This is a genomic window from Streptomyces sp. NPDC045470, assembly GCF_040646595.1.
GTDB lineage: Bacteria > Actinomycetota > Actinomycetes > Streptomycetales > Streptomycetaceae > Streptomyces.
In genome coordinates this window covers 1-25,391 of record NZ_JBEZAN010000040.1, presented here as the reverse complement: position 1 = coordinate 25,391, position 25,391 = coordinate 1, and the positions used below count along the sequence as shown (strand labels likewise).

The 25,391-nt window shown below is 67.5% G+C and carries 17 protein-coding genes and 8 pseudogenes; 15 read left to right on the top strand and 10 right to left on the bottom strand.

The window, feature by feature from the left end; all coding sequences use genetic code 11:
• From AB0A97_RS41120 to AB0A97_RS41080, 9 genes and pseudogenes are all read left to right on the top strand, one after another.
• The coding region (locus AB0A97_RS41120; protein ID WP_361161077.1) for an IS5 family transposase at window positions 1–571 on the top strand (571 nt) is incomplete at its 5' end.
• A 21-nt stretch (window positions 572–592) separates the two neighbouring features.
• A pseudogene (locus AB0A97_RS41115) lies at window positions 593–1,051 on the top strand (transposase family protein); the annotation flags it as partial.
• A gap of 143 nt (window positions 1,052–1,194) precedes the next feature.
• Window positions 1,195–1,641, top strand: coding sequence for a hypothetical protein (locus tag AB0A97_RS41110; protein ID WP_361161074.1), 447 nt, complete (start codon window positions 1,195–1,197; stop codon window positions 1,639–1,641).
• Window positions 1,642–1,708: 67 nt separating this feature from the next.
• The gene (locus AB0A97_RS41105) at window positions 1,709–1,795 is read left to right on the top strand and encodes a putative leader peptide (RefSeq protein ID WP_361161080.1); all 87 of its coding nucleotides are present in this window, start codon (window positions 1,709–1,711) and stop codon (window positions 1,793–1,795) included.
• 266 nt (window positions 1,796–2,061) lie between these two features.
• Window positions 2,062–3,192, top strand: a complete 1,131-nt coding sequence (gene sfnG / locus AB0A97_RS41100) for a dimethylsulfone monooxygenase SfnG (protein ID WP_361161071.1) — start codon at window positions 2,062–2,064, stop codon at window positions 3,190–3,192.
• Window positions 3,193–3,228: 36 nt separating this feature from the next.
• Window positions 3,229–3,396: pseudogene (locus tag AB0A97_RS41095) on the top strand (FMN reductase (NADPH)); the annotation flags it as partial.
• Between the two features lie 1,318 nt (window positions 3,397–4,714).
• Window positions 4,715–5,668 (top strand): YceI family protein, encoded by a 954-nt coding sequence (locus tag AB0A97_RS41090; RefSeq protein WP_361161068.1) that lies wholly within the window; start codon window positions 4,715–4,717, stop codon window positions 5,666–5,668.
• Window positions 5,669–5,762: 94 nt separating this feature from the next.
• Window positions 5,763–7,247, top strand: coding sequence for a M1 family aminopeptidase (locus AB0A97_RS41085; RefSeq protein WP_361161065.1), 1,485 nt, complete (start codon window positions 5,763–5,765; stop codon window positions 7,245–7,247).
• Between the two features lie 580 nt (window positions 7,248–7,827).
• Window positions 7,828–8,049, top strand: a complete 222-nt coding sequence (locus tag AB0A97_RS41080) for a helix-turn-helix domain-containing protein (RefSeq protein WP_361161062.1) — start codon at window positions 7,828–7,830, stop codon at window positions 8,047–8,049.
• A 79-nt stretch (window positions 8,050–8,128) separates the two neighbouring features.
• On the opposite strand, the pseudogene AB0A97_RS41075 reads toward AB0A97_RS41080, so the two are convergent.
• The 8 genes and pseudogenes from AB0A97_RS41075 to AB0A97_RS41040 form a co-directional block, all read right to left on the bottom strand.
• A pseudogene (locus tag AB0A97_RS41075) lies at window positions 8,129–8,254 on the bottom strand (IS5/IS1182 family transposase); the annotation flags it as partial.
• Between the two features lie 109 nt (window positions 8,255–8,363).
• Window positions 8,364–9,254 (bottom strand): annotated as a pseudogene (locus AB0A97_RS41070) (group II intron reverse transcriptase/maturase); the annotation flags it as partial.
• Between the two features lie 97 nt (window positions 9,255–9,351).
• Window positions 9,352–10,341: a tyrosine-type recombinase/integrase gene (locus tag AB0A97_RS41065; protein WP_361161059.1), complete on the bottom strand. Its 990-nt coding sequence runs from the start codon at window positions 10,339–10,341 to the stop codon at window positions 9,352–9,354.
• Window positions 10,338–11,267, bottom strand: a complete 930-nt coding sequence (locus AB0A97_RS41060; RefSeq protein ID WP_361161054.1) for a tyrosine-type recombinase/integrase — start codon at window positions 11,265–11,267, stop codon at window positions 10,338–10,340. The genes AB0A97_RS41065 and AB0A97_RS41060 overlap by 4 nt, the downstream gene beginning before the upstream one ends.
• Window positions 11,264–12,496 (bottom strand): site-specific integrase, encoded by a 1,233-nt coding sequence (locus AB0A97_RS41055; RefSeq protein WP_361161051.1) that lies wholly within the window; start codon window positions 12,494–12,496, stop codon window positions 11,264–11,266. Before AB0A97_RS41055 ends, AB0A97_RS41060 begins: the two co-directional genes overlap by 4 nt.
• A 180-nt stretch (window positions 12,497–12,676) precedes the next feature.
• Window positions 12,677–13,573: pseudogene (locus tag AB0A97_RS41050) on the bottom strand (reverse transcriptase/maturase family protein); the annotation flags it as partial.
• Between the two features lie 531 nt (window positions 13,574–14,104).
• Window positions 14,105–14,796 (bottom strand): annotated as a pseudogene (locus AB0A97_RS41045) (IS5 family transposase); the annotation flags it as partial.
• A gap of 334 nt (window positions 14,797–15,130) precedes the next feature.
• Window positions 15,131–15,625 (bottom strand): hypothetical protein, encoded by a 495-nt coding sequence (locus AB0A97_RS41040; RefSeq protein ID WP_361161048.1) that lies wholly within the window; start codon window positions 15,623–15,625, stop codon window positions 15,131–15,133.
• 358 nt (window positions 15,626–15,983) lie between these two features.
• On the opposite strand from AB0A97_RS41040, the gene AB0A97_RS41035 reads away from it, so the two are divergent.
• A complete protein-coding gene (locus AB0A97_RS41035; protein ID WP_361161045.1) occupies window positions 15,984–16,907 on the top strand; it encodes an endo-beta-N-acetylglucosaminidase H in 924 nt (307 codons plus the stop codon).
• 662 nt (window positions 16,908–17,569) lie between these two features.
• Here the strand turns inward: AB0A97_RS41035 and AB0A97_RS41030 are convergent.
• Window positions 17,570–19,231 carry a M4 family metallopeptidase gene (locus AB0A97_RS41030; protein WP_031012988.1) on the bottom strand — a complete coding sequence of 554 codons (1,662 nt, stop codon included), beginning with the start codon at window positions 19,229–19,231 and terminating at the stop codon, window positions 17,570–17,572.
• A gap of 383 nt (window positions 19,232–19,614) precedes the next feature.
• On the bottom strand, window positions 19,615–19,878 hold the full coding sequence (locus AB0A97_RS41025) for a hypothetical protein (RefSeq protein ID WP_031012987.1): 264 nt from the start codon (window positions 19,876–19,878) through the stop codon (window positions 19,615–19,617).
• A 1,049-nt stretch (window positions 19,879–20,927) separates the two neighbouring features.
• Here AB0A97_RS41025 and AB0A97_RS41020 point away from each other — a divergent pair.
• From AB0A97_RS41020 to AB0A97_RS41000, 5 genes and pseudogenes are all read left to right on the top strand, one after another.
• Entirely contained in the window at window positions 20,928–22,232 is a 1,305-nt protein-coding gene (locus tag AB0A97_RS41020) for an MFS transporter (RefSeq protein WP_031012986.1), read from the top strand.
• A 175-nt stretch (window positions 22,233–22,407) separates the two neighbouring features.
• Complete coding sequence (locus AB0A97_RS41015) at window positions 22,408–22,968, top strand: TetR family transcriptional regulator (RefSeq protein ID WP_361161041.1); 561 nt, start codon at window positions 22,408–22,410, stop codon at window positions 22,966–22,968.
• 274 nt (window positions 22,969–23,242) lie between these two features.
• Window positions 23,243–23,975, top strand: a pseudogene (locus tag AB0A97_RS41010) (phenylacetic acid degradation protein PaaN); the annotation flags it as partial.
• Window positions 23,976–24,505: 530 nt separating this feature from the next.
• Window positions 24,506–25,135 (top strand): hypothetical protein, encoded by a 630-nt coding sequence (locus AB0A97_RS41005; protein ID WP_361161038.1) that lies wholly within the window; start codon window positions 24,506–24,508, stop codon window positions 25,133–25,135.
• Window positions 25,111–25,386, top strand: a pseudogene (locus AB0A97_RS41000) (transposase); the annotation flags it as partial. The gene AB0A97_RS41005 and the pseudogene AB0A97_RS41000, both read left to right, overlap by 25 nt.
• Window positions 25,387–25,391 lie beyond the last annotated feature (5 nt).

The following is a 25,391-nucleotide window of genomic DNA, read 5'->3' as shown; positions in this document are numbered from 1 at the left end:
ACGTACTGGTCAGGGGCGTGAACCCACCCCGAGTGCCGGGGTATTGGACAGCCAGAGCGTCCGGGCCACCGAGCGGGGTGGCCGGCATGGGTATGACGGAGCCAAGAAGGTGCCGGGCATCAAACGCCACCTCCTGGTCGACACGCTCGGTCTGGTCCTGGCCGTCTGCGTCAGCCCGGCCAACGTCAGCGACCGCGATGGTGCCGCGGTGCTGTTGGCCCGGTGCGCCGGCAAGTTCCCCCGCTTGCGGCACCTGTGGGCGGACCAGGGCTGCCGGGGCCGGGACTTCCTGGCCTGGGTGCGCGAAGAGACCGGGATCACCCTCCAGATCGTGCAACGCAAAGACGGCGGCTTCCGCGGCACCTGGGCCAGGGCCGACGCCCCACCTCGCGAGGTACCGCTCTTCGCGGTGGTCCCGCGCCGCTGGGTAGCAGAGCGTAGTTTCGCCTGGCTGGGCCGCTATCGCAGGCTCTCCAAAGACTACGAGTACCTCGCCGCCAGCCAGGAGAACGCGATCTACCTGGCCACGATCATGCTCCTACTGCACCGCACAGCACGGGTCCTGCCCTGAACGGGGCTTCTCAGACACCCTCTAGACGGAACGCTCGCCGAATGCGACCGGGTCGGTGACAGCCGGGCCGACTTCTCCCACAAGCACCGCCGCCACGGGTTGAATGTGCAGGTCGTGGCAGATCCTGCGGGCAAGCTGCTGTGGATCTCGCCCGCACTGCCCGGCCGCACCCACGACCTGACCGCGGCCCGCGCCCACCGCATCATCCGGATCTGCGAACGCCAAGGCGTACCCGTCCTCGCCGACCGCGCCTACATCGGGGCCGGCTCATGGGTGACCACGCCGATCAGACGCCGTCCGCACCAGGACCTCACCGCGACCGAGCGGACGATATACCGTGCCCTGTCAGCGGCACGAGCCCCGGTCGAACGAAGCGTTGCGAGACTGAAGTCCTGGCGCATCTTCCGCCGAGCCCGCTGCAGCCCCAACCGCATGAGCGTCATCGCCAAAGCCGTCCTCACCCTGGAGAGGCACCACTGAAAACGCTCAGTGATCACACCAGCCATGGCGAGATCGTCTCACTTTGATCACGCTCCAGGGCCAGCAGCCTCTGGTGGGACACATCTCGAAAGTCCGGGCGGGTTGCGCATGAGATCCCCCCGCCCGCGGCTACGGATACTGGGGTGGGAGAGCCGTTGCACCAGCGCGGCTGGCGGACGGCATTCACGGTTGTTGAAAGAGTGCTTGCGTGGGCCGCTCTGGTGAGTGCCATCGAGCGTGGTTACGGCAACGACATCTACGAGTACACCAACGACCTCTACTGCCGAAACGGTTTGCATGATGCGTGGCTTTTGCTGGACAAGTACATCGTCCAACTCTGGGCCCCGCGGATCAAAACTCTGGACGACCACTACGGAGCCACCACCGTCGACGATGACGGCCAGACACTCGAGCAGCTCCAAAGGCTGCCCGGGCCTGACCTGTGGTGGTGGCGACACCCTCGCATCCTCGTGAAGCCTTCGGACAGGACCCGGTGCATTTCCGGCTCCCACGCGGTGGAAGGTGAACCCTATCGCCGTCTCGCGGACAAGTTGCCGACCTGGGAGGCAACCTCGGTAAGCTCGTCCTAGACGTAGCGGGCAACGGCCGACCAGAGGTGCCCGAGCTGTCCAATCGTTGTGAGGAGGTGACGTGTTGATGAAGAAGCCCGAACGGCTCACTCAAAGGCGTCATGTGGACCTCGTACGCGTCTCCAGTGCTCTGTGTCGGCGCGCCGGCCGGTAGCGAAAGCACTGGCCCTGCTTCTCCCGAGCAACCTGGATTCTCCTTTCCTGGCTCCCCCCATCGCCTGCCGCAATCCCTCTGCCTCACCTTCGGAAGGGTTGCCTCAGGGCTTGGCCCGTCCACTGCTTTCGTGCGCCGAATCTCCGATCACGGAGGCGTTCGGCACATACGTGGACCGGTGCCGTAGTCGCTTGCTCTTTCCGTGGAAGGGGGTGTGTGCCCATAGGGCGCTGGCTCCGCTCTCACAGACCCACTGGGAGTACCTCATGCCCGTCCATACCCCTTCTGATCCGCTGCGCTTCGCCTACTGGGTGCCCAAAGTCAGTGGCGGCCTGGTCACCAGCACCGTCGAGCAGCGCACCGACTGGGGCTACGACTACAACCGTGAACTCGCTGTCCTGGCCGAGAACAACGGTTTTGACTACGCGCTCACCCAGGTCCGGCACATGGCCAGTTACGGAGCCGAGTACCAGCACGAATCCACCTCCTTCAGCCTCGCGCTGCTGCTTGCCACCGAGCGGCTGAAGGTCATCGCCGCCGTGCTCCCCGGCCTTTGGAACCCCGGTGTTCTGGCCAAGTTCGGAGCCACTGCGGACCAGCTGTCCGGGGGCCGGTTCGCGGTCAACGTGGTCAGCGGCTGGTTCAAGGGCGAATTCACGGCACTCGGTGAGCCCTGGCTGGAGCACGATGAACGCTACCGGCGGGCCGAGGAGTTCATCACCGCGCTGCGTAGCATCTGGACCGAGGACCATGCGCGGTTGGCTGGCGACTTCTACCGCATCCGCGACTTCTCGCTGAAGCCCAAACCGCTGAACACGCCGCAGCGCCCGCACCCGGAGATCTTCCAGGGCGGCAACTCCACCGCGGCCCGCGCCATGGCCGGACGCGTCTCCGACTGGTACTTCAGCAACGGCAAGGACTTCGCCGGCGTCACCGAACAGCTCACCGACGTCCGCGCCTCGGCGGCCGCCGCCGGGCGGCCCGCGCCCCGCTTCGGGCTCAACGGCTTCCTGATCGCCCGGGACACCGAGGCGGAGGCCCGCGAGGTGCTGCGGGAGATCGTCACCCACGCGGACACCGAGGCCGTGCACGGCTTCGCGTCCGCCGTCACCCAGGCGGGCCGGTCCACGGCGGACGGCAAGGGCATGTGGCAGGACTCGTCGTTCGAAGACCTCGTCCAGTACAACGACGGATTCCGCACGGGGCTGATCGGCACCCCGGAACAGATCGCCGAACGCATTGTCGCCTACAAGCGGCTCGGAGTGGACCTCTTCCTGCTCGGCTTCCTGCACTACCAGGAGGAGGTCGAGTACTTCGGCAAGCACGTCCTGCCGCTCGTACGCGAGCTGGAAGCACAAGCGTCCGACGAGCAGGCGCGGCCCCAGGCCGTGGCCTGACCGACCCGCCCGCCCCTTCGACCCGAGGTGACCGCCATGCCCACCGTCCTGTCCGTCTCCGGAAGCCCCTCCGCCACCTCCCGTACCGCCCGCTTGCTGCGACACCTGGACACCAGGCTCACTGCTGAGGGCCACCGCGTCGTGGAACTCGACGTCCGTGCCCTGTCCGCCCAGGCGCTGCTCGGCGCCGACTTCGGGCACCCCGACTGCCTCCTCAGCGGCAGCACACCGCCCTTCTCTTACTCGGCCGAAGGCGCCGAAATGGGCAAACTCATGGTCGCAGAAGGGCTCGGCGCCGCCGTCCTACCTGACTACAGCGTGCACGGCGACCCACTGGAGCGAAGCGGCACCATCACCTGCCGCCCTCTCGCCGACGACAACACCGAATTCCGCGTCATGCTGCAACAACGCCACGCACACACGACACGCACAGCTGCGCACGACCTGCACAGCACCCTTGTACGCCAAGCCGAAAGACGACGCGCAAACCTGCCCACGCGAAGGAAAGAACAACGATGAGGTCTTCGTCGCCCCCTGCAGACCGTGTCTTAAGCGAGGCGCCAGGGTCAGCCATGCTCCGACAAATCCGATGGCTTGCGGCGAGAAAGATCCGGGCAAGTACTGGGGCTATTCAACCTTTCGCGCGCCCATCGCATATGACAAGGCCAAACCTCCTCGTCCCTGGCATATGCCCTTCTTGGCGCCGGGACTTGCACATCTGCCTACGGGGGGGGTCATGCACCGCCAGCGCATAGCCAGCACCATCGGCGCCACCACAGCGCGGCCGCACCCACCCAGGTGGCCGCCCCCGCCGCCTTCGCCAGTGACGCCCCCTCTCCGGCCGAGCGGACCGCAGCCGTGATCGAGAAGGTTACCGGCACCTCCAACATCGCCCCGGCCCTAAGCATCACGATCCCCCAGTGTGCCGGCGGAGACGCCAAGGCCCGCTCATCGCCTCCTAGATGTCGCGCAGGGCCGACGCTTGGCGGATCTGCGGCGCTCGGCCCGCCAGGCGGACAGCGTCGGCCCGATCAATGGAACGGGGCGTCTTGTAGTGAGACAGGATGCTGCGGATAGGACCGGCACGGCAGCCTGATCTGGTTCTTCATCAGACATCAGGTGGGCAACGCAAGAGCCGATCCTTTCGATGGCCACATAACGGCGAAATGTCATCCGCTACGGATTGAGAGGAAGTTATCTCGTTTACTGGCGGCGAGGCGCTTCATGCAATCGGTCGGAATGGTGTCACTCGCGCAAGTCCCAGCCTTTTCAGCCGGGAGGTGGGCGGTGGCGGCACGTCGATCGGCACTGCGCCAATCGGCCCGTAGTTAGCAGTAACGAAGAAGAGGTACACCGTAGCGCCAGTTTTTCCGCGACGCGGGTTCATACCGCACGGAAAGAAGCAACGGTGATCGAACACCCTTCTTTTATAACGTACAGGTGGGATTAAGCGATGCGAGGGTTGCGCATGTTCGGCCACCGGCAAGGAAACTCGAATAAATGGGCGGGAAAGAAAGGGCCCTTGACGACTTTCTCGATTCCAGAGAGTGCGGGGGTACTTAGCTGCAGGGTGCTCGACCCGATCAATGAGCCCGTGCGGAATGCAAAGCTCACTGTCCGTGACGCCACGGGGCTCAAGGTGGTCAGCGGGGGAACGGATCCGTTCGGGTCGTTCATGACGACCGTGCCAGCCGGAGACTACCGCCTCATGGCGTTGGCGGAGGGGTTCAGTCCGTGCCGGGTGAGCGCCACGGTCGAAGAGAACGTGCACGCCTCGCTCGGCGACCTCGTGCTCAAGGTCGCCCAGCCCTTGGCTCTGCCAGAGCCCGGCCACTGGGATATCGACACCTGCCACTCGTCGGTCGCTTTCACCGCGCGCCACATCGGACTCGCCCATGTCCACGGCAGATTCAACAGCTTCATGGGCGCGATCTGGATGGGTGAGCAAGTGGGAGACTGCTCCATGCACGTCGTGATCGACGCGCACTCCATCGACACCGCAGTCAAGATGCGCGACGACCATTTGCGCTCAAGTGACTTCTTGGACGTAGCGCGGTTTTCGACGATGGAGTTCTACAGCGACCGCTTCGTACACAAGAACGGCAACCGCTGGGCGATATCCGGTGGGCTGACTCTGCACGGTGTGACGCGGACGGTCACGCTCGACACCGAGTACCTCGGAGTGGCCCAGGGGCTGGGGGGCGAGACCCGCGCGGCTTGCCGCGCTACCACCGAGCTGCACCGCGACGACTTCACAATCACCTGGCAGAATATGCTCGCGCGCGGCATCGCGGCCGTCGGGCACAGAATCATGATCGACCTCGAAATCCAGGCCGTCCTCAAGAGCTGCCCCCCCCGCGCGTTACCGTGTCCACCAGCATCTCGGCACACCACCTGTCGTCGGAGGCGGGGGCGGCACATACCTCTGTCGTATGACGCCGATTCAGCCTGTGTGCTGATCACACGGGCGGCCTGAGTTCGTAATGTCGGATACACCTCTGATACGGCGCCCCCGAGATGGGACTGCGATGCAAGGGGGCGCGGCAAGAGACGAGAACAAGGACGTGAACATGTTTAGCAGACCTCGTAAAAAGGCGCTTTTCACGGTTTCCGCAGCAGCCGTCGCGGGAACGATTGTGGCCGCCGTCGTGGCCCCCTCGAGCAAGGCCGGTGAACCCGCCGGCCGAGTGGGAGCGGAGAGCGCCGGCGACCGGCTGTTTCCGAAACTCGGCAACGGCGGGTACGACGCCGGGTCGTACGACGTGAAGTTCGACTATCGGCCCAGTACCCCGAAGATGGACGCGACCGTGACGATGCGGGCGACCGCGCGACAGGATTTGAGCCGGTTCAGCCTGGACTCGGCCGGGCAGGAGGTCAAGTCCGTGTCCGTCCAGGGAGCTCGGGCCGACTTCCATACGTCGAACGAAAAGCTCACCATTACGCCGAAGAGTCCCGTTCGCAAAGGCCAGACGTTCTCCGTGCGCACCGACTACCGCGCCGACCGCAGCAAGAACCTGCCCAACCCCTCCTGGCCGTCCGGTGTCAGGTATCCGATGAAGCACTGGGTTCCCACCGAGGACGGCTTTGCCTTGATGGGCCAGCCAGATCGCGCGCATCTGTTCTTCCCAGGCAACGACCACCCCAGCGACAAGGCCCGGTTCACCTTCCGCATCTCGACGCCCAAGAACCTGCAGGCGGCGGCCAACGGATCCCTGATATCGCGCCGTACGGCCGGAGACCGCACCACCTACACCTTCCGCACGCGCCATCCGATCCCGACCCATGTCGTGCAGGTGGCCGTCGGAAAGTACCGGGAGGTGAAGCAGCGCGGGCCGCACGGTCTGCCGATCCACAGCTATGTTCCGGCCGACCAGTACGCGCAGCTCAAGCCGGTTGTGGGCAAGACGCCCGCCCAGGTGGCGTGGCTGGAGAAGGAGATCGGACGCCCTTTTCCCTTCGAAGCGTACGGGATGCTGGCGGTCAAGAGCCCCTATAATGGCGTGGCCCTGGAGACCGCCACACTGTCCACCTTCAGCTCGTTGGGACTGAATCGGCCGGCCGGGCAGGTGGAGCCGGTCATGGCTCATGAACTGGTCCATCAGTACTTCGGTGACGCGGTGTCCGTGCGGAGCTGGGACGACATGTGGATCAGCGAGGGCCACGCGCACTACTACCAGAAGCGTTACGAGGCAGCTCGGGGCTTTTCGAAGATCGAGGAAGACATGCGGACGCTGTACGAGCACGATGCGAAGGAGCGCCAAGAGAGCGGCCCGGCCGGCAAACTCACGTCCCCCTCCGCAGTGATGTTCAATACAAACGCTCCGGGCGCGCTGATGCTCCACGGCCTGCGCAACCAGGTCGGTGACTGGACGTTCCGCCGCATCGAGCAGAGCTTTTTCGACCGGTACCGCAACAAGGCGGCGTCGACCCAAGATTACATCGACGTCGCCAACAAGGTCTCAGGCCGCGACCTCGCACCGTATATCAAGAGCTGGCTGTACGACGCCAAGACTCCGCCCATGCCCGGGCACCCGGACTGGAAGTCCAAGCCATAGGGATGGCGAACGTCGCTGATGCTCATCGCCCGCTAACCCGTCTTGAGGACCTCGGCTGGCTGATCCCGCGGGTAACCAGTCCGGATCACCTGCGGTGCAGGACGTCTCGAAGCATCAGGCGGGATTGACCCACCTCGTTCCTGGGTGACGAACGTGACCCAGACAGGTCGAGTCTGCGGCGGCCATGTGCAGGTGAGGGCCTGACCTGCCTCCACATATCTCCGGGAAGCCAAGGAAAGGCTCAAGGACCCCTTCCAGGACTGAATCTCCGGTCGCCACGACACCGTCGGGGCAACAGCCTACCCAGCTGCTGCCCCGACCTCGCAGCATCCTTCGTTGACCAAAGCCCCGCCTGCGTACGGCCCGGACAGGCGGGCCGATAAACCGGCCCCTTTCGGTCTGCCTGCTCGCTCGGAATGTGCGAGCTGGAGCGCGGGGATTCGAGCGAACTCTCCAATTCCGCAGTCCAATGCAGCGTCATGACGGCAAACGATGCCCTACGGACCGCGCTGAATGGGTGACCAGGGAGGCCGGGAGGGGAAATCATGACAGTACAGAGCACCCTTTCCAGGAGGCACAGGTGGTCGAGACTCTGAAGAAGAGCAGCTGGGTGACCGGCGCCGCGCGCGAGAAGCTCGCGGCGGACCTGAAGAAGAAGTACGTCTCCGGAGCGAGCATCCGGGCGCTGGCCGAAGAGACCGGCCGCTCCTACGGGTTCGTGCACCGGCTGCTCAGCGAATCCGGTGTGACCCTGCGTGGTCGTGGCGGAAACACCAGGGGCAAAAAGGCCGCCTCGGCCTGACCGACGGACGGGGCAGCTCCCCAACGACCAGCACCGCGTTGTCGACATCAAGCGATGACACCGCCACTTAGAGGGTGTCCTACGTGGTGAGGCGGACGAGTCGCTTGTAGCAGCACAGGGCGGCGGCGAGGCCGAGGAAGGCCAGGTAGTTGTCGTGGTGGCGCTCGTATCGCGGGTTGAGCCGTCGGTAGCCGGACAGCCAGGCCGTTGGGTCGGCCGCGCGGCGAGGTGCTCGCCGTGAGGCGAGTCCTGTTCCGCGCGGCCTCCCGCCGAACCGGACATGACGGTTTCCCGGTCATCCGGCTCTCCAGTGACTACTGCGTGAGTGGCCTGGCTGGCCGTTCCGAGTGGATGCGGTCGTGGCAGATGTCGCAGGCCACGACGGTTTTGCGGCGCCGGTGAAGCATGACGCGCGCCCAGTCGGATGGCTGCCATCCGGCATGTGCGAGGTCGGCGAGAGCGCGGACGTGGTGCACTTGCACGTTGCCCTTGCTTCCGCAGATCTCGCAGGTATCCGCCAGGAGTCTCGCGATGAGTTCCTTCTGCGGGTAGTCCACCCGGACAGGCTCACGGTCGGCGAGTTCCGCCGCCCGCTGCCGTTGGAGGGGAATCCCACCGAACCGGGCCACCAGTGGTTTCCTGTTCTCCCGCTCGATTCGGGCCTCGAAGCAGACTCGGGGCCCGTTGGGGGTGTCGATTCTGGCCTTGTGCTTGGCGGCCATCTTCGACACTGACGAGCGGTGCTTGGCCGCAAGAGTCTTGAGCATAGAAGTCTCCATGACTCATTGCAGCCGGTGCAGTCGGAAGACGTCTCCGGCGAGCAGGTAGTACTGGATGACGCCCCGGTAGACGGCTCCGAAGGTCGCGACGATCGCATGATCGCTGCTGTTGGTCAGGGCCGTCTGTTTCGCGGGTTTTCCGCGGGCGAGATAGGGGGCGCACTTGGCCTTGATCACGTCCTGTGGGACACGGAGTGCTATCTGGCCGTTGACCCGACGGTAACGGCCAGTTTTCTTCGTGTCGTTGTGCTGGGTCGTGATCTCGTAGCCGAGGAACCTCGCTGCCCGGGTGCGGGCGTGAGTGATCAGCGTCTTGTCCTGGGACAGTTCGAGCTTGAGTTCGTCACGCAGGAACTGGGCCAGGCGTTGTTTGATCTGCTCGGCCTCGGCTTTCGGTCCGGTGAAACCGAGGAGGTGATCATCCGCTTATGCCGTGCGCCGGGTTATGCCGACTGCGGTAGTCGGGAGCGTGATGGGCTCCGTGCCCGCCTTGAAGCGATCGGCATAACCCGTGTCCTCCTGCTCAGAGAGTCTGGAGGAATGCCAGCAGGGTGTCCGGGGCGGTGTAGCGTCCCGGTGTGCTGCCGGAGGGGGCGGTCCGCGCGAGGGCGCGTTCCTTGATGCTCATGTCGGCGTGCAGGTAAATTTGTGTTGTTTCGGTTGATTCGTGGCCGAGCCAGAGCGCGATCACGGAGATGTCGACTCCTGCGTGCAGGAGTGCCATTGCGGCACTGTGCCGCAGGGTGTGTGGGGTGACGTGCTTGCTGGCCAGGGACGGACAGGTTGCTGCGGCGGCCCGTGCGTGCTTGGCGACGAGGTGCTCGACGGCGTCCCGGCTGAGCGGGGTGCCACGACGGATCGGGAACAGCGGATCGTCTTGCTCGCCGCCTCGTTCCTTCAGCCAGATCTTGAGCACTTTGACGGTGTCGCTGGTCAGTGGGGTGCACCGGTCCTTGCGGCCCTTGCCATGGCAGCGCAGGTGGGGGCCGGTGCCCAGATGGACGTCCTGGAGGGTGAGGCGGGTCAGCTCGCTGACGCGCAGTCCGGTGTGGACCCCGGTCAGGAGCAGGGCGTGATCGCGTCGGCCGGTCCAGGTGGTGCGGTCCGGTGCGGCGATCAGGGCGTCGGTCTCGGTGGTGGTGAGGTAGTTGACGATGGCCCGGTCGAAGCGTTTCGGCGGGATCGCCAGCACCCGCTGGATCACCGCTGCGTGTTCGGGGGCCCGCAGGGCCGCGTAGCGGAAGAACGAACGGATCGCGGCGAGACGGGCGTTGCGGGTCGCCGCGGTGTTGCCGCGGATGGTTTCGAGGTGCTGGAGGAACGCTCCGATCGTCGGTGCGTCCAGGTCGGTGATGCTCAAGCGGGTCGGCCGGTGGCCGGTGCGCTGCTCTGCGAAGCCGAGCAGGAGGGTGAAGGTGTCCCGGTAGGCGGCGACGGTGTGCGGGCTGGCCTGGAGTTGGAGCATCAGTTTGTCGGTGAAGAAGCCCTGTAGCAGGGGCGCGAGGTCGCTCATGGCCGGCCTCCGAAGCTGTGCTCCAGGCGGGCCGCGGCCAGGGACAGTAGTTCCGGCGAGCCGGAGAGATACCAGTAGGTGGACTTCGGGTCGGCGTGACCGAGGTAGGTGGTCAGCAGCGGGAGCTTGGCCTGCACGTCTTCGCCGCCCTGGTACCACTGAAGCAAGGTCGTGGTCGCGAACGTGTGCCTCAGGTCGTGCAAGCGGGGCCTGCGGCGCCTCTGGCCTGCAGTGATGCCCGCCGCTGCCAGTAGCTGGACGAAGGCGCGCGGGAGGTTGTGGGAGTCCAGACGGGTGCCGCGGGTGGAGACCAGGAAGGCCGCTGTGCTCGGGGCGGGCCGCTGGAGATCGCGCTCGCGGGCATACCTCCGCAGGGCCGTGACGGTAGTGGCATGCACCGGGACCTGCCTTGACTTGCCGAACTTCGTCTCCCTCACGGTGAGAACACCACCAGCGAGGTCGACGTCGGTGCGGTCCAGGCCGCAGGCTTCGGACGTGCGCAGGCCGCTCACGGCCAGCAGGCCGAGGAAGGTGTGCCAGGTCCGGGCCCGGAAGGCCGGATTGAGGGTGCTCGTCGCCGCGAGCAGGCGGTCCAGCTCGTCGGGGGTGAACAGGTGCGGGGTGATGCGCCGGTAGTGGTGCGGCAGTGCGTCATCGGGCGGGATCTCAGTGGCCGGCTCCAGAGTCTTGAGGTGCCGGGCGAAGATCCGCACGACCATCAGCCGTCGGCTCCAGTGCACTTCATCGGTGCTGCGAGACGTACTGGTTGCCCAGGCGAGCGCGGCCCGGGTGGTCAGGACGGTGTCGCCCGTGTCCTCCAGGTAGCCGATGAAGCTCATCAGCTTCTCGCCGAAGGTGGTCAGCTTGAACCCCAGCCGTCGGCGCATGGCCAGGTACTCCTGCGCGTGCTGTCGGATCGTGGTCATCGTGCACCGCCTTGTGGCCACGACTGGGCCAGGGTCCGCAGGGCTTCGTGGTCGACTTTCGCGTAGATGGTGGTGCTCAACTGACTGCGGTGGCGCAGTACTTGGCCGACCTCGGGCAGTGGTGCCCCGGCCCGCAGGATCGTGGTGGCCAGCGTGTGGCGGAGCCGGTGGGCTCCCAGTCGTGGCAGTCCGGCCCTCTCGCAGGCCCGTCCCATGATCGCTCGGATGCAGTGTCCGGTGAGTGCCTGATAGGGGGCCCTGGCGGTGAGGAACACGGCCGTGGCCGAACACCGGGGACGGCCGCTCATCAGATAGTCCGAGAGCGCCTCGCCGACCTCGGCGGTCAGCGGCAGCCGCTCGACGCGGGAGCCCTTGCCCCGCACGGCGATCTCTCCCGCGTGCCAGTCGATGTCGCTCAGCTGGAGCGCGGCGACTTCCGCGCCGCGCAGTCCGAGACGAGCGAGCACCGTCAGCACGGCCCTGTCCCGCAGTCCCGCCGAAGAGTCCGGATCCGATGCGGCCAGCAGCGCGGACACCTGGGACGGTTCCAGTCCGCGGGGCAGGGAAGCGAGCCGCCAGCCCGCCACCGAGGGCACTGCCCCGGTCAGCGCCACCGGGATCCGGCCGTCCACGTGCAGGTAGCGCAGCAGTGATCGGACCGCGGTCACCAGGGCTTTCGCCGACCACACACTGTCGGCGTCCGCGGTATGCCGCACCATGAACACAGTCACCTGCGCGGCATCCAACCGGGCCAGCGAGTCGTCCAGCGGCGCCGGCAGCGCGGCAAGAAACTTGCGGGCCTGTCCGCAGTAGCAGCGGACCGACTCGGCAGCCAAGCCCCGCTCGCCGCGCAGGTAGGCGGCGTAGTCCGCCAGCATCTCCTGCACCGCGTCGCCGCCCACCTCAGCCGCACCCGGAACCGCGCCGGCCTGCCGCAGCACCCTGATCACCGCTCCCAGAGATCGCCGGGCCACCGGCTCCGAGGAGCACACCGCCCGCCGGAAGAGCAGGAACTCTTCCACCCTCGCCGGTGTCAGCCCGGCTGCGGCGAGTTCACGCCGATCCATCCACAGGCTCAGGCGCCGCATCATTCGTACGGCGTCCTTCACCGACGCCGCCGCGTACCCCCGGGACGCCAACTCCGCACACACCAGCGACTCGTACGACGCCAGCGGTCCCGTCACCATCAACGGCACCGGACCCCGGCGCCGCCCTCCGATCGCATCCATGATCTTCTCCTGTCTGCAGGCAACTCGCCTGTACAGACAGGGATATGGGCCACCTCGAGCGAAGGCCGCCGGTTATGCTGAAGCTTTCGGAACCAGGCCCCAGGTCCGCCACGCTGTCGCCCCCACAGTCGGCATAACCCGGCGCACGGCATAAGCGGACCTATGCCGAACTCGGCATAGATCGGCGTAGCGTATGTAGCGCAGCCTTCGGTATGCCGGATCGTTGGGATCCGAGCTCGGCAGGCTGACCATCTGCTGACGCAGTGCACGGGCTTGGACCCGGTCGCCGCGCCGGCGGGCTTTCGCCAGCAGATTCTGCAACTCCAGATAGGCCGGGTTGCGGGCCCGGCGCTTCCCTCGGGTGTACTCCGGAATCAGAACTGTCTCGACGAACTCGTCCAGCTTGTGCAGGTAGATGTTGGACAGGATCGGGGAGGCCACTCCGCCTTGCGGCGCTCCGGAGAGCGTGGCGCCCCATCTCCAGTCCTCAAGGTATCCGGCTGTCAGCATGTTGTGCACCAGCCGCAGGAACCGCTGGTCATGGATCTTCTCGCCGAGGATCGACAGTAGGACCTGGTGGTCCAGGCTGCCGCAGCAGTCGGCGATGTCCCCTTCGATGAACCAGGATGTCCCGGTCCAGGTGTGGTCCACCTCCCGCAAAGCGGTGTGGCAGCCATGGCGGGGACGGAACCCATGAGAGCGGTCGGAGAACGTCGGCTCGTAATACGTCTCCAATAACAGGCGGACCACTTCACCCACGAGCTTGTCCGACCAGGTCGGCAGCCCCAGCGGACGCATCTTTCCGTTCTTCTTCGGGATATGGACGCGCCGGACCGGACGGAAGCGGTAACGCTCGTGACGAATCGCCTCTATGATCCGGTCGATCTTCCGCTGCGACATGCCGTCCACGGTTTCCGACGTGACCCCGGGCGTCATCGCACCATGGTTGGCGTAGATGCGGCCGTAGGCCAGCAGATACAACTGCGGGTTGAACAGCTGCCGATACAGTTCATCACACGGCAGACCACGCCTGCCGCGTTCACGCAGGACACCCAGCACCGTTTTGGCGCTCTGCATTCCGCATACCTCCCGAGTCTCGGGTGTCCGAATCACCTGGCCCCCTTCGCCCTGTGGACGGCTTTCCCGTCCTCCCTGACCGGTCGTGACTCCGGCGACTACTACTGGGCCTCCGTCGCCATAGGACTCGCATCCCGTAGGCGATCCCACGTTCGTCTCTGTCTGTACGTTCTAGCGCGACGTAGGCGTCCCACTCATCTCCTTGAATGTCCTCGCTGAACATCTCTCCGCACCCCGGAGTTGCACCGGGCAACAATGAAACCCCGTGCAGAGTGCGACGCCGGTTTCAGTTGTCTTTCCGGCGGATGGGAACTTGCATCTTCTGGAGATTGGGCTTCAGACAATCCAGTCTTCGCCATATCGCGCGGGCCGCCCAGCACACCGTCCCTACAACTCGACCCGGTCACTGGTTTCCTGACATGCTGTCGTCCCCTTCACCTTTCGGATCCAGGTAAGTCATCCGGCCCAGAAACCTCCTTCCGAGTTCCTCCCGGCTGAACCGGGGATACAAGCAGAGCGCCTCGTGGCGCACAACGTTCGTTCAATTACCCACCGGTGACGGCCCAGGCGGTCGCTGGGTTCGACGCCGATGCGGGCGATACGGACCGCGATGCGCCGTCCGCGCAGCCATCGCCGCAGGTGCGGCCGGTCGTATGCCTTGTCGGCATGCACCTTGCCCACCGGGTAGTTCCGCCCGCGTTCGGGGTCGTGTTTCGTTTGGTAACCGCCGATCATCGGCTTGAGGCCGTCGCTGTCGGCGGTGTTGCCGCCCGAGAGGCCGACCACGAGGGGCAGTCCCGCCGCATCGGACAGGATGTGCATCTTGGAACCGGGCCTGCCCCGGTCCACGGGGCTCGGACCTGTAAGTTCGCCCCCCTTTTCGCCCGCACGTGGGCGGTGTCCAGCACCAGACGGGCCAGATCGAGAAGGCCGCGGCCGGCGAGCCGGTCGAGGACCCGCTGATGCAGGCGGCCCCACACCCCGGCCCTGGACCAGATCAGGAAACGACGGTGGGCGATGGACTTCGAGATGCCGAAGCACGGCGGCAGGGCCCGCCAGGCGCACCCGGACACCAGCACGTACACGATCGCGGCGAACACCGCCTCATCGTCGATGTTCGCAGTTCCGCCGCCCTGAGGTCGCCGACTTGGCGGCGGCAGCAGAGGCCGGGTGATCTCCCATAACCCGTCCGGGACGATCCACCCCCAACGGTTGCTCGCCATACGGGAAACCTGCCCAGCTCACCACGTAGGACAACGTCTTAACACGCGGGTTCGCCTCAGCTCCCCCGCACTCCAGGCGCGCCGCGGCCGAGGAAGAGCGGGATCGGTGGGTCCTGGCGCATGCGGAGCTGAGCCTTGTCCGTCGCTCCGCTGGGGGCCGGGCTTTGGCGGGCGAGGTTGATGCCACTCAGTTCTGTCGTCACGCGATCACCGCCACGACCCTGCCGTCATCAAGGTCTCGGGCAACCAGCCCCTCCATGGCGGCCGCAGCCGCCTCGGGCGCGGCGGTGGGCGGACACCTTCTCCGGGTGCGTCAGGGAACTCCGTCTAGGTGTTACTGCTGCTCAGCGCGGCGGCGCAGGATCGCGTCGTACACGTCTTCGTCGAGGTAGCCGTGGAGCAGTGCGTCGTGCACTTCGTCGAAGGCGCCCGGTGCCGGCAGCGCGGCTCCGTGGTCGGGCAATCCCACAGTGAGTGCGCCTGGCGGGGCGTAGGGCCAGGTGGCCAGCGCCTCGACGAGGGTGTCCCGGTCGATCTCGCCGACGGCGTGGCGCATGGCGATGTGCATCGGGCTGCGGCCGGCGCGCCCTTCGGCGAGAGGCGGGAGCGCCCGGGCCTTGGCGACCAGGGCGCCGACGGCGACATGGGAGATGCCCAGCTTCGCGCCGATGGCGCGGTAAGACGCGCCGGCGTCGGCCGCGGCCAGGGCCGCCAGGGCGGTGCGTTCGTGGGCGATCGCGGCGCGGGCCTTGTTGCCGATGCGGACCGCCAGTTCGGTGTTGCGGGCCCGGCCGACCGCTTCAAGGGCCTGCTGAGGGGCCGGATACATGACACTACCTCCTTGGTAACCTGCACTTACCGAGGCTGGTAAGTGCAGGTTACCGCACCGGGGCCCGAAGCTTCAAAGACGCCTACTTCTCTTACTGTGCGGCGTTACCGTGCAATGACCGGGCTGCACCTCAACGCCTGGCGCACTCGCATAGCTGTCGACGCCCCGCCCGCCCTCGAAGCCACGTGGGTCCTGACAACCCGGTACGAAGTTTTCGCTCCGTGGAGGGCCTCACTGACGTTCACACGGCTGCGGGCCTCTTCCGGAACATGCGAACGTGGGTGTAGAACTCGCAGGGCTCACCCGGCGCTGTCGAACAGGTCGGGCGCCGGCCCCTACGACGGGAGACCGATCACCCATGCTGCATCTGATGTGGCGCAGAGTGCGGACGGCCGCGCTCGCGCTCTCGGCCATCGCGGCCCTCACCTTCGGCGCTGCCGCCCCGACCGGCGCGGCAGCGACCCCTGCCCCCGCTCCCAAGAAGCAAGGGCCGGCCTCGGTGGCCTACGTCGAGGTGAACGACCACAGCATGCTCAACGTAGGCAAGTACACCCTCGCCAACGGCGGCGGCAACGCCTTCGACGTCGCCGTAATCTTCGCAGCGAACATCAACTACAACACGGACACGAAGACGGCGTATCTGCACTTCAACGAGAACGTGCAGCGCGTCCTTGACAACGTTGCCACCGAGGTGCGGCCACTGCAGCGCAAGGGCATCAAGGTCATCCTCTCGGTGCTCGGCAACCACCAGGGCGCGGGCTTCGCCAACTTCCCGTCACAGCCGGCGGCCATGGCGTTCGCGAAACAGCTGTCGGACGCCGTGGCCAAGTACGGCCTGGACGGCATCGACTTCGACGACGAGTACGCCAAGTACGGCACCAACGGCACCAGCCGGCCCAACAGCAGCTCGTTCGTGCACCTGGTGACGGCACTGCGCGCCAACATGCCGAACAAGATCATCAGCCTCTACAACATCGGCCCGTCCGCCTCCCGGCTCTCCCACGGCGGCGTCGACATCTCCTCCAAGTTCGACTACGCCTGGAACCCGTACTACGGAACCTGGCAGGTCCCCGGCATCGCACTGCCGAAGACGAAGCTTTCCCCGGCGGCCGTCCAAATCGGCCGCACCTCGCAGCGCACAGCCGCCAGCCTCGCCCGCCGCACCGTCCGCGACGGATACGGCGTATATCTCACCTACAACCTCGACGGCACCGACCGCAGCGCCGATGTCTCCGCGTTCACCAGGGAGCTGTACGGCAGTGACGCCGTATACACGCCATAAGACGCCCACACGCCTCGGCACGCGGCGCCCCTCTGGCCCTCACCGCCATAGGGGTGTGGCACCACTCGGGCCGCGCCCTGACAGCGATGCTGGGGCGCGGCCTCGCGTGATCAGCGCAGTTGGGCAATCAGCGGTGTCGCGCCGAGCAAGAGAGCGCCAGCGCCGAGTCCGAACGCGAACGAGCTGCGGCTCGGGCGAAGGCAGAGGGTGAGCGGGCTGCGCGGAGAGCGGAGAAGCGCCGCAATGATGTGTTCCGCATGAGTGATCTGATCACCGCGGCGGTGCTTGCGCTATCGCTCCCGGGCGCCGGAGCGGCGGGAGCGCCGTCGTAGCCCTGGCTTGCTGCGGGCCTCCGTGGTCCGAGCCTCCTGGCGGCGCTCAAGACCGTAGTCCTGCGCCGCGGGTGATGTGAAGGCGACGGAACGTACGGGCCGGCGGGCCGGCCGCGCCGCCAACCCCGCTTCTCGGTCCGTGGTGCGTCTCTCGTCGGCCGGCCCGCGAGGGCCGACGGGAGCGCTGGCCGGCATCTCGCCCCCTCGACGAGAGACAGGGGCGTAGCCGTCTGTTCGCATTCTGCGGGGTCGGACCGTAGCTCAAGGGGCTGGGAGCAGCCCGGGTGTCGCCGCGGTGCCGCACCGGTTCGGCACCGCGGCGTTCACGGGTCAGGCCTTGACGTTCACAGCGGCCCAGGCAGCGTCCACGGCTTTGACTTCGGCACTGTTCGCGCCGTAGAGGTCGGCGGCCGCCTTCAAGGTGCCCTGGCGGGCGTCGTGGTAGTCGGTGGTGGAGGTGAAGTAGGTGGTCAGCGCCCTGTACCAGATCTGCACTGCTTTGTCGCGGCCGATGCCCGTGACCGTGGAGCCGTCCGCGGTCGGGCTGTCGTAGTGCACACCGTTGATGTCCTTCGCGCCGCTTCCCTCGGACAGCAGGTAGAAGAAGTGGTTGCCGACACCGGATGAGTGGTGGACGTCGAGATCACCGATGCCGGGCCTCCAGTAGTCGACCGAACCGCGGCCGTCCCTGCTCGGCTTGTCCTGGTAGCGCATGGGCTTACCGTCGCCGAAGACCTTCTCGCCGAGCAGGTAGTCGCCCTTGTCCTGTGGGTTGTTCGCGTACCACTCCACCGCGGTGCCGAAGATGTCCGAGGTGGCCTCGTTCAGGCCGCCGGATTCGCCGGAGTACTGCAGGCCCGCGGTGGCGGAGGTGACGCCGTGGCTGAACTCGTGCCCGACCACGTCGAGCTGGGTCCACGGGTGCTGGTTGTTCGCACCGTCGCCGTAGCTCATGGTGAAGGCGTCGTCGTCCCAGGCAGCGTTTTGATAGGCGTCGCCGTAGTGGACGCGGGAGACGGGGGCCCGGCCGTCGTTCCTGATGCCGTTGCGGTGCAAGACGTTCTTGTAGAAGTCCCAGGTCTGGGCGGCGCCGTAGGCGGCGTCCACGGCGGCGGTCTGGTTGTCGGTGGGGCTGCCGGTGCCCCACTTGTTGTCCGCGTCGGTGAAGACGGTGCCCTTGCCCTTCGTACGGTGCTTGAGGTCGACGACTCTGGAACCACCGCGCACGCTGTCAATGAGGGAGTAACCCGTGGGCGACTTGGTGGTGTTCAGGCCGACGGTGCCGCTGTACTGGCTGGCGCCGGAGCCGACGGCGGCGACCTGTGAGCCGTCCGGTGCGGCCGCCTGGGAGCCGCCGTTGGTGGTGACGCCCTCGGCTATGTCGTTGATCAGCTGGTTCTCGTACAGCTTCCTGCCGGTTTCGGCGTCGGTGATGACACGCAGTTTGCTCGGCGTGCCCCCGTCCTGCTGGGTGCCGGTGACGACGCTCTCATAGGCGAGGACAGGCTTGCCGCCGGCGGCCCAGATGACCTTGCGGGGGGCGTCGCTGGTGGCCGCTCCCGCGGTCTTCGCAGCCTTGGCCGTCTTGATCGCAGCGGACGTGGCGGCATTCGGGGTGAGCTTCGGGTCGAGCGAGGCGATTTTGATGGGGGTCCTGACGGCCTTGGTGACGTCTTTGATGGTGCCGTCGCCGGCGCGGTGGACGACGAGGTCGCCGCCGACGACCGGAAGTCCGGCGTAGGTGCGCTCATAGCGCGTGTGGACCGTGCCGTCGGCATCCTTGATGACATCCTTGACGACCAATTCCTCCTGTGCGCTGAGCCCGAGCGCCTGGGCGGTGGCTGCGACGGATGTGCCGCCAGGGTGTTGCGCAGCGGGGCCCGCCGCTGCGGTGGCTGCACTGGCGGCGAGCAGGGCACCGGTGAGGACGAAGACGCCGGATGTGAGAGCGAGACGACGGGCCCTGTCGCCGGTGGGGAAGGGGGAAGACATGCGAATTCTCCGGAGAGTCATAGGGAGTGGGGCGGTTTCGCCGCCCGTCCGCCCAGGGAGGGCAGAGACTGTTGATGGGGAGGGACAGTCTCAGCCCAGCACGCATATGTCATATGACAAATCGGCATTTTGACCCCATATTCCGGTTTTGGGGCTTAATGCTTCACGGAAATGACAAGGTCCCGATACGCGCCGACACGGGGAGCGCAGAAGCCTGCAACATGCCGGAAGGGCGTCTTGCGGTGCGTTCGGGGCCCCTGGACCACTCGCCCCCTTCGGCGGCATGCCGCTGCAGCCGGCGGTCAGGTGCGAGGTCAGGCTTCGCTCAGCTCCGGAAGTTTCCGTGTCCACATGCTCGTTCAGCCACGCGACATCGTCCGCGGTCACGTCCCCCCACAGGGGGTGGAAGGCAGCATCACGGTGGCCACCTCGCGCGGGCCAAGTCGCGGCACCAGCTCCCAGGTCAGCGCCCGAGAGGCCAGCGCAGGCACCCGGCACAGCGCCCGGTCGCTGCCCGCCCCCGCGAGCACGAGTGCCGTGCCCGGGTGGTCCCATAGCCCGCGCAGGAACTCCAGCGCCGGTGGCCAGCCGCGCCGCAGCGGGGCCGGCACCGTAGTCCAGGACACCGCGCTCGACCCGGTCGGCATCCGGGTGCCGCCCCTTCCCGAACAGCAACTCCAACTGCCGCTCGGACACCTCCGCGTCCTCGGTGAGCCCGAGCACGTCCAGGCCACGCCCCAACCGCCTCCCGGGCGGAAGACCGGCCAACTTCCGGGCATCCTTCAGCGACTGACCGGCCAGACGGCGGCCGTCCCCGAACGCCACTCCGCGCACATAGCACCGCCACGCGTTACGCCTGTGAACCTTCGCGACACTCAGCTTCCCCACAGGGGGCATCAAGTCTGACCTGCGAAAAAGCGCGATCCTATGGGGCGGGAGAGTTCAGCAGAACTCCACGGCCGATCCCGCACTGCGGGCGCTTGAAGCGACCCCGAGCCCGCCCGGGGGACACCACCAGGGCCATGCAAATGCTGCGCGGCCCCAGCCACACTCGCTTCCCCGAAAACCGCCAGCAACGACTTCACCGTCAACCCGCGCCCATCTACGTACCGCTCCCCCACCCGACGGCCGAAGACGCCACCGCCTGCACCACATCACCAGCTCTCCGCCCCCGGCAGTGCCGGGGGCTTCGTGCTGCATGGAGGACCGACGTGCCGACCTACGAGACTGCTCCGCTTCACCGATGACCTGCACCGCCTCACCCCGGAACAGCAACGTCGATTCCGCCAGGCCGTGGCGGCCTTCGTTGAGGACCTGCGCACCGGAGGACGCTTCCGTGCTGGCCTGTGCATCAAGCGCGTCCAACGGGTATCCGGCGTCTACGAGCTCACCTGGTCCATGGGCTCAGGGGCCGCAGGGCGTGCCGCTTGGCAGCACGGACCCGCGCGCCGTCCCGGAGCGCCGCAGATCTGGCGCCGCATCGTGTCATGAGGCGCCGGAACGTGTTCACGAGGCGTCACAAGGTGGTTGCGGAGTTGCCCTCTCCCCCTGCGCCAAAGTGTGTTGACACGCCCCCCGGTCCATGTTCTACGTTAAAAATCTAACGATCGTTTCATTTGAAGCGCGTGTTCAATTTTCAGGACGGGCCGTTCCCTCCCGTTCTTTCCCTTCGAGTGCGGTTCCGGAGGTTCCGCTCGTGGCCAATCCCTACGGCGCGCTGTTCAAAGCGCCCGGTTCCGTGGCCTTCTCGGCGGCCGGTTTCGTGGGCAGGATGCCCGTCTCCATGACCGGCATCGGCATCATCACGATGCTCTCCCAGATGAACGGCGAGTACGGGCTCGCCGGGGCTGTCTCCGCCGCCTTCACCCTGTCGATGGCGCTGTGCGGACCGCAGGTCTCCCGCATCGTGGACCGCAAGGGGCAGAGCAAGGTCCTGCTGCCCGCCGCCGGTCTGAGTGTCATCTCGATGGCCGGGCTGCTGCTGTGCGCCCATTACAGGGCGCCGGCCTGGACGTTGTTCGTGTTTGCGATCCTGGCGGGCACCCTGCCGAACATGGCCGCCATGGTCCGGGCCCGGTGGACGCACGTCTACCGCGACTCCCCCAAGCTGCACACCGCCTTCTCCCTGGAGTCAGTGGTGGACGAGATGACCTTCGTGGTCGGCCCCGCACTGTCCGTGGCGCTGTCCACGTCCCTGTTCGCCGAAGCCGGACCCATGATCGCGTCCGCGCTGCTGGCAATCGGCGTCCTGCTTTTCATACCGCAGAAGCGCACCGAGCCGGCCGTCCACGTGGGCGAGGACGGCGGGCCCTCGGCCGGCTCGGCCATCCGCATCGGGGCGCTGCAACTGCTCGCGCTCATCCTGGCCGCCGGTGGCACCATCGTGGGCACCGTCGACGTGGTCAGCGTGGCGTTCGCCGAGGAACAGGGCGCGCCGGCCAGCGCCGGCATCGTGCTGTCCGTCTACGCGGTGGGGTCCGCTCTGGCCGGGCTGGTCTTCGGCGCGCGGAAGCTGAAGACGCCGCTGCCGCGGCTGCTGACGTTCGGCGCGGCCGGTACGGCGGTGACCATGCTGCCGCTGCTGCTGGTGGGCAATGTGACGACGCTCTCCGCCGCGGTGTTCTTCTCCGGAATCTTCTTCGCCCCCACCATGATCATCATCATGGGTCTGGTCGAGAAGATCGTGCCCGCCCGGCAGCTGACGGAGGGCATGACGTGGGCGATCACCGGCCTGAGTGTGGGCACGGCGCTCGGCGCGGCGGTGTCGGGTTCCATGGTTGACCGCTTCGGCCCGACGGGCGGTTTCGCGGTAGCCACGGTCGCGGGCGCCGCCTCGCTGCTGCTGGCGCTCGTCGCGTACCGCCCGCTGGCCCACGGCATCCGCCCGGCCCGTCCCGAGGAGGCGCCGGTGTCCGGGGCGGAGGCCGCGGCGGCCGGTGAGACCGGTGACGACAAGGACGGCGCCCAGCCGGCCCTGGACGCCCAGAAGGCCTCGTCCTGAGCCGGGAAAGCCTCGTTCCGCCCGGCCGCGGCACCGCACCCGGGCGCACGGACGATAGGGACGCCTCGGCGCCGGAATCCGTCCGCACAGCGATACGGCCGCGTGGCAGGCGCGTCCATTCGAGCAGACGGCGGGAACGCTCCGGCTGCCGACGATCCCAGGAGGGAAACGAACATTGAACGAACCGACCGCCCCGACCGCCGACGGCCGCCGCCTCAAAGGCGACCAGCGCAAGCGGGAGCTGATCGAGGCCACCTTGCAGGTCGTCGGCCGCGAGGGGATCGCGGGGGTCAGTCACCGCGTCGTCTCCCGGGAGGCGGGGCAGCCGCCGACCGCGGCCGCATACCACTTCAAGAGCATCGACGATCTGCTGGCCGTCGCGCTGACCGCGTGTATGGAGCAGGACGCGGCACGCCTGCGGGCAGCCGGTCCGGACGGCGGCCCCGAAGGTCTGCGCGACCTGGCGCGCATCATGGCCGACGCTGTGGCGGTGCCACACCGGCTGCTGGCCGAGTACGAACTGTTCCTGCTGGCCGCGCGCCGCCCGGAGCTGCGCGTCAGCACCCGGAACTGGCTGGACTCGATCACGGAGTTCGGCCGCCGGTACACGACCGACCCCGTACGGCTGCGGGTGCTGGCCGCAACCTTCGACGGCCTGCTGATGCACGCGCTGCTGACGGACGATCCGCCGACCGCCGAGGAGTATGAGGCGGCGCTCCGGATGATTCTGCTCTGACGGCACCCGGCGCCCGGCCCGGCGATCCTCCATCGGGCCGGGCGCCGGAGTCCCCACCGACCCACCGCACATCGGACACCGACACCGCTGTCGGCGCCCGCCCACTCCGCTCTCCGCACCCCCGAATGCGACATCGCTTCAGAATCCGAGACCGTCCCCGGGGCGCGCCACCGTTCCCCCGCCCCGGCCGCCTCCCGCCCCCATACGCGGCCGGCTCCCCCACTCCTTCCCTCAGCCCACGCACGTCCCGCACGGAACACTGAGGAGATCGTCGATGCACGCTCCGAGCCCCTCCTCCACGCCCTACAACGGTGACCGCGCCGTCCTTCAGGACCTGACGCGGCGGCACCGGTACACGCTGGACCGCGCGCTGCGGGCGATCCGCAGCCGCGGGCACTGGACCTCGTACGCCGAGGACCCCGACGCCTACGGCGAGGACGCCGCGGCTCTGGGTGAACGGGTCTTCCGCGACCTGCTCGATGCGCCCTTCCCGCTGGAGACGCCGGGCCGGGACGGCACGGTCGGCCCGGCACCTGCCGAGGGGCGAGCGGTCCCCGTACGGCTTCGAGCTGGGCATCACCTACCCGCACGCCGACCCGGCCGCCCTGTTCCGCGCCGCGCGCGCGGCGCTGTCCGGCTGGCGGGACGTGGGCCCGAGGGACCGGGCGGTGGTGTGCGCCGAGTTCCTGGCCCGGATCAACGCCCGTTCGCACGAGTTCGCTCAGGTGGCTATGCACACCAGCGGCCACAACTTCCTCATGGCCTTCCACGCTGGCGCCGTGCACGCGCAGGACCGGGGGCTGGAGGCGGTGGCCGTCGCCCTCCGAGAGCAGACCCGGCTGCCCGCGCGCCGGCGCTGGGACAAGCCGTATGGCGACCGGACGCTGTCTGTGGACAAGACGTTTACCGTCGTGCCGCGCGGTGTGAGCCTGCTGATCGGCAACCGCGTGGTGCCGACGTGGAGCGGCTATCCGGGCCTGTTCGCCTCCCTGGCGACGGGCAACTCCAGCGGGGCCCGGCGCCTGCGTTCCACACGGCCCTCAGTCCTCGCCGCCTCCAGCCACCGCCACACCGTGCGCACATTCACCCCGCCAACCTGGGCACCCGCATGCACATGCGCCGTGGTCAACGCCCCAGCAGCATCGAGCTCCAGCAACCGCGCCACCAGCACCGGCCTGGACACGCCCAGTCCTGCCGTGCCCTCACCCCACGCACCCGGCTCCCCCACCCCACACCCACCCGCCCGCGCATGTCGCTCTGGTACCAGGCAAGGATCCGGTCCAGGCCGTCCAGCATCGGGACCCATCTCGGGCGTGGTCCCGAAGCGTTGGCCGCCTTGCCGAACCGTACGTGGAGCTTGCCGGACGGGCCGAGTTCGGGGTGGACGTCGCACAGTTCCAGGCGGAGGGCTTGCGATCACGAACCCGGTGACGCGGAGCACGGGTTCTTCCGGTGGCGCCGACGTGACCGGCAGAGCTGTCCGCGGAAAACCGTACGCCAGGGCGTAGGCCGTGGCCGCACGTCGGGTGGTGGCCCGGTGCTCCCCGTCGCAATCAATCACCAGGTTGTCGATTCCGGCGGTGCGCAGTGCGGCCACGATGCCACCGTCCAGGAACTGTCGGCACGTTGTTGTATCGGTGTTCCGATGCCAGAGAGTGTCACCGTCGTCGGCCAATACGTCGGGCTCAAAGAGATCCCGAAGTCCGGTGGCAGCGGCAGGCGCCGCAGTGCCGCCACCGACCGGCCCGTGGCCACCAGCGTACGTAGGCCGGCACGCCGCAACTGCGCCCGACGCGGCACCCGCCACCACGGCGCCCCGCGCATCAAGGAGCAGGGCCTGATGGACGCGCTGATCGCCGAGGCCGCCGCTCGGGGGCAGGCCGGCCTGGAACTGGTCAGTGTGGACTCCACGGTCGTTCGGGCTCACCATGAGTCGGCCGGGCTGGCGGTGGCCGGAGAGACGCTGGACGCCCTGGAGCAGGCACTGACCGAGGAAAAGGGGGCTCCGCTTGCGGCGCAGCCACCAGTGTGGCGGGTGATCCGGCGACGGCCTGTGCGGGCCCGGACCGTGCAAACGCGCCGCCGGACCAGGATCAGGCGGCCTTGCGCCGGCGCCGCAGGGCCAGGGCGGGAGCCGCTCGGCTCGGCCGGTCCCGAGGCGGACTGAGCAGCAAGATCCACGTCGCGGTCGACGCCGCCGGCCTGCCGCTGTCGTTCGTGCTCACCGCCGGTCAGGCTGCGGACTGTCCTCAATTCCAGACTGTGCTGGGCGGGGTGCGCGTGCCCGGGCCTGTTGGCCGCCCCCGCACCCGTCCACGCGCCGTGGCCGCGGACAAGACATCCCACGCGGATAAGCGTCAAGCCGCCGCTGCTTGGACCTCCGCTGGGGCTTGTGGGAAAGCGATCGTTTCGTTGTAGGTGTG

Bases quoted from the DNA above. Each gene is read 5' to 3' on its own strand.
- AB0A97_RS41105 (WP_361161080.1), top strand. From the start codon at position 1,709: ATGAAGAAGCCCGAACGGCTCACTCAAAGGCGTCATGTGGACCTCGTA.
- sfnG (WP_361161071.1), top strand. From the start codon at position 2,062: ATGCCCGTCCATACCCCTTCTGATCCGCTGCGCTTCGCCTACTGGGTG.
- AB0A97_RS41085 (WP_361161065.1), top strand. From the start codon at position 5,763: ATGTTTAGCAGACCTCGTAAAAAGGCGCTTTTCACGGTTTCCGCAGCA.
- AB0A97_RS41065 (WP_361161059.1), bottom strand. From the start codon at position 10,341: ATGAGCGACCTCGCGCCCCTGCTACAGGGCTTCTTCACCGACAAACTG.
- AB0A97_RS41060 (WP_361161054.1), bottom strand. From the start codon at position 11,267: ATGACCACGATCCGACAGCACGCGCAGGAGTACCTGGCCATGCGCCGA.
- AB0A97_RS41055 (WP_361161051.1), bottom strand. From the start codon at position 12,496: ATGGATGCGATCGGAGGGCGGCGCCGGGGTCCGGTGCCGTTGATGGTG.
- AB0A97_RS41040 (WP_361161048.1), bottom strand. From the start codon at position 15,625: ATGTATCCGGCCCCTCAGCAGGCCCTTGAAGCGGTCGGCCGGGCCCGC.
- AB0A97_RS41035 (WP_361161045.1), top strand. From the start codon at position 15,984: ATGCTGCATCTGATGTGGCGCAGAGTGCGGACGGCCGCGCTCGCGCTC.
- AB0A97_RS41030 (WP_031012988.1), bottom strand. From the start codon at position 19,231: ATGTCTTCCCCCTTCCCCACCGGCGACAGGGCCCGTCGTCTCGCTCTC.
- AB0A97_RS41025 (WP_031012987.1), bottom strand. From the start codon at position 19,878: ATGCCGACCGGGTCGAGCGCGGTGTCCTGGACTACGGTGCCGGCCCCG.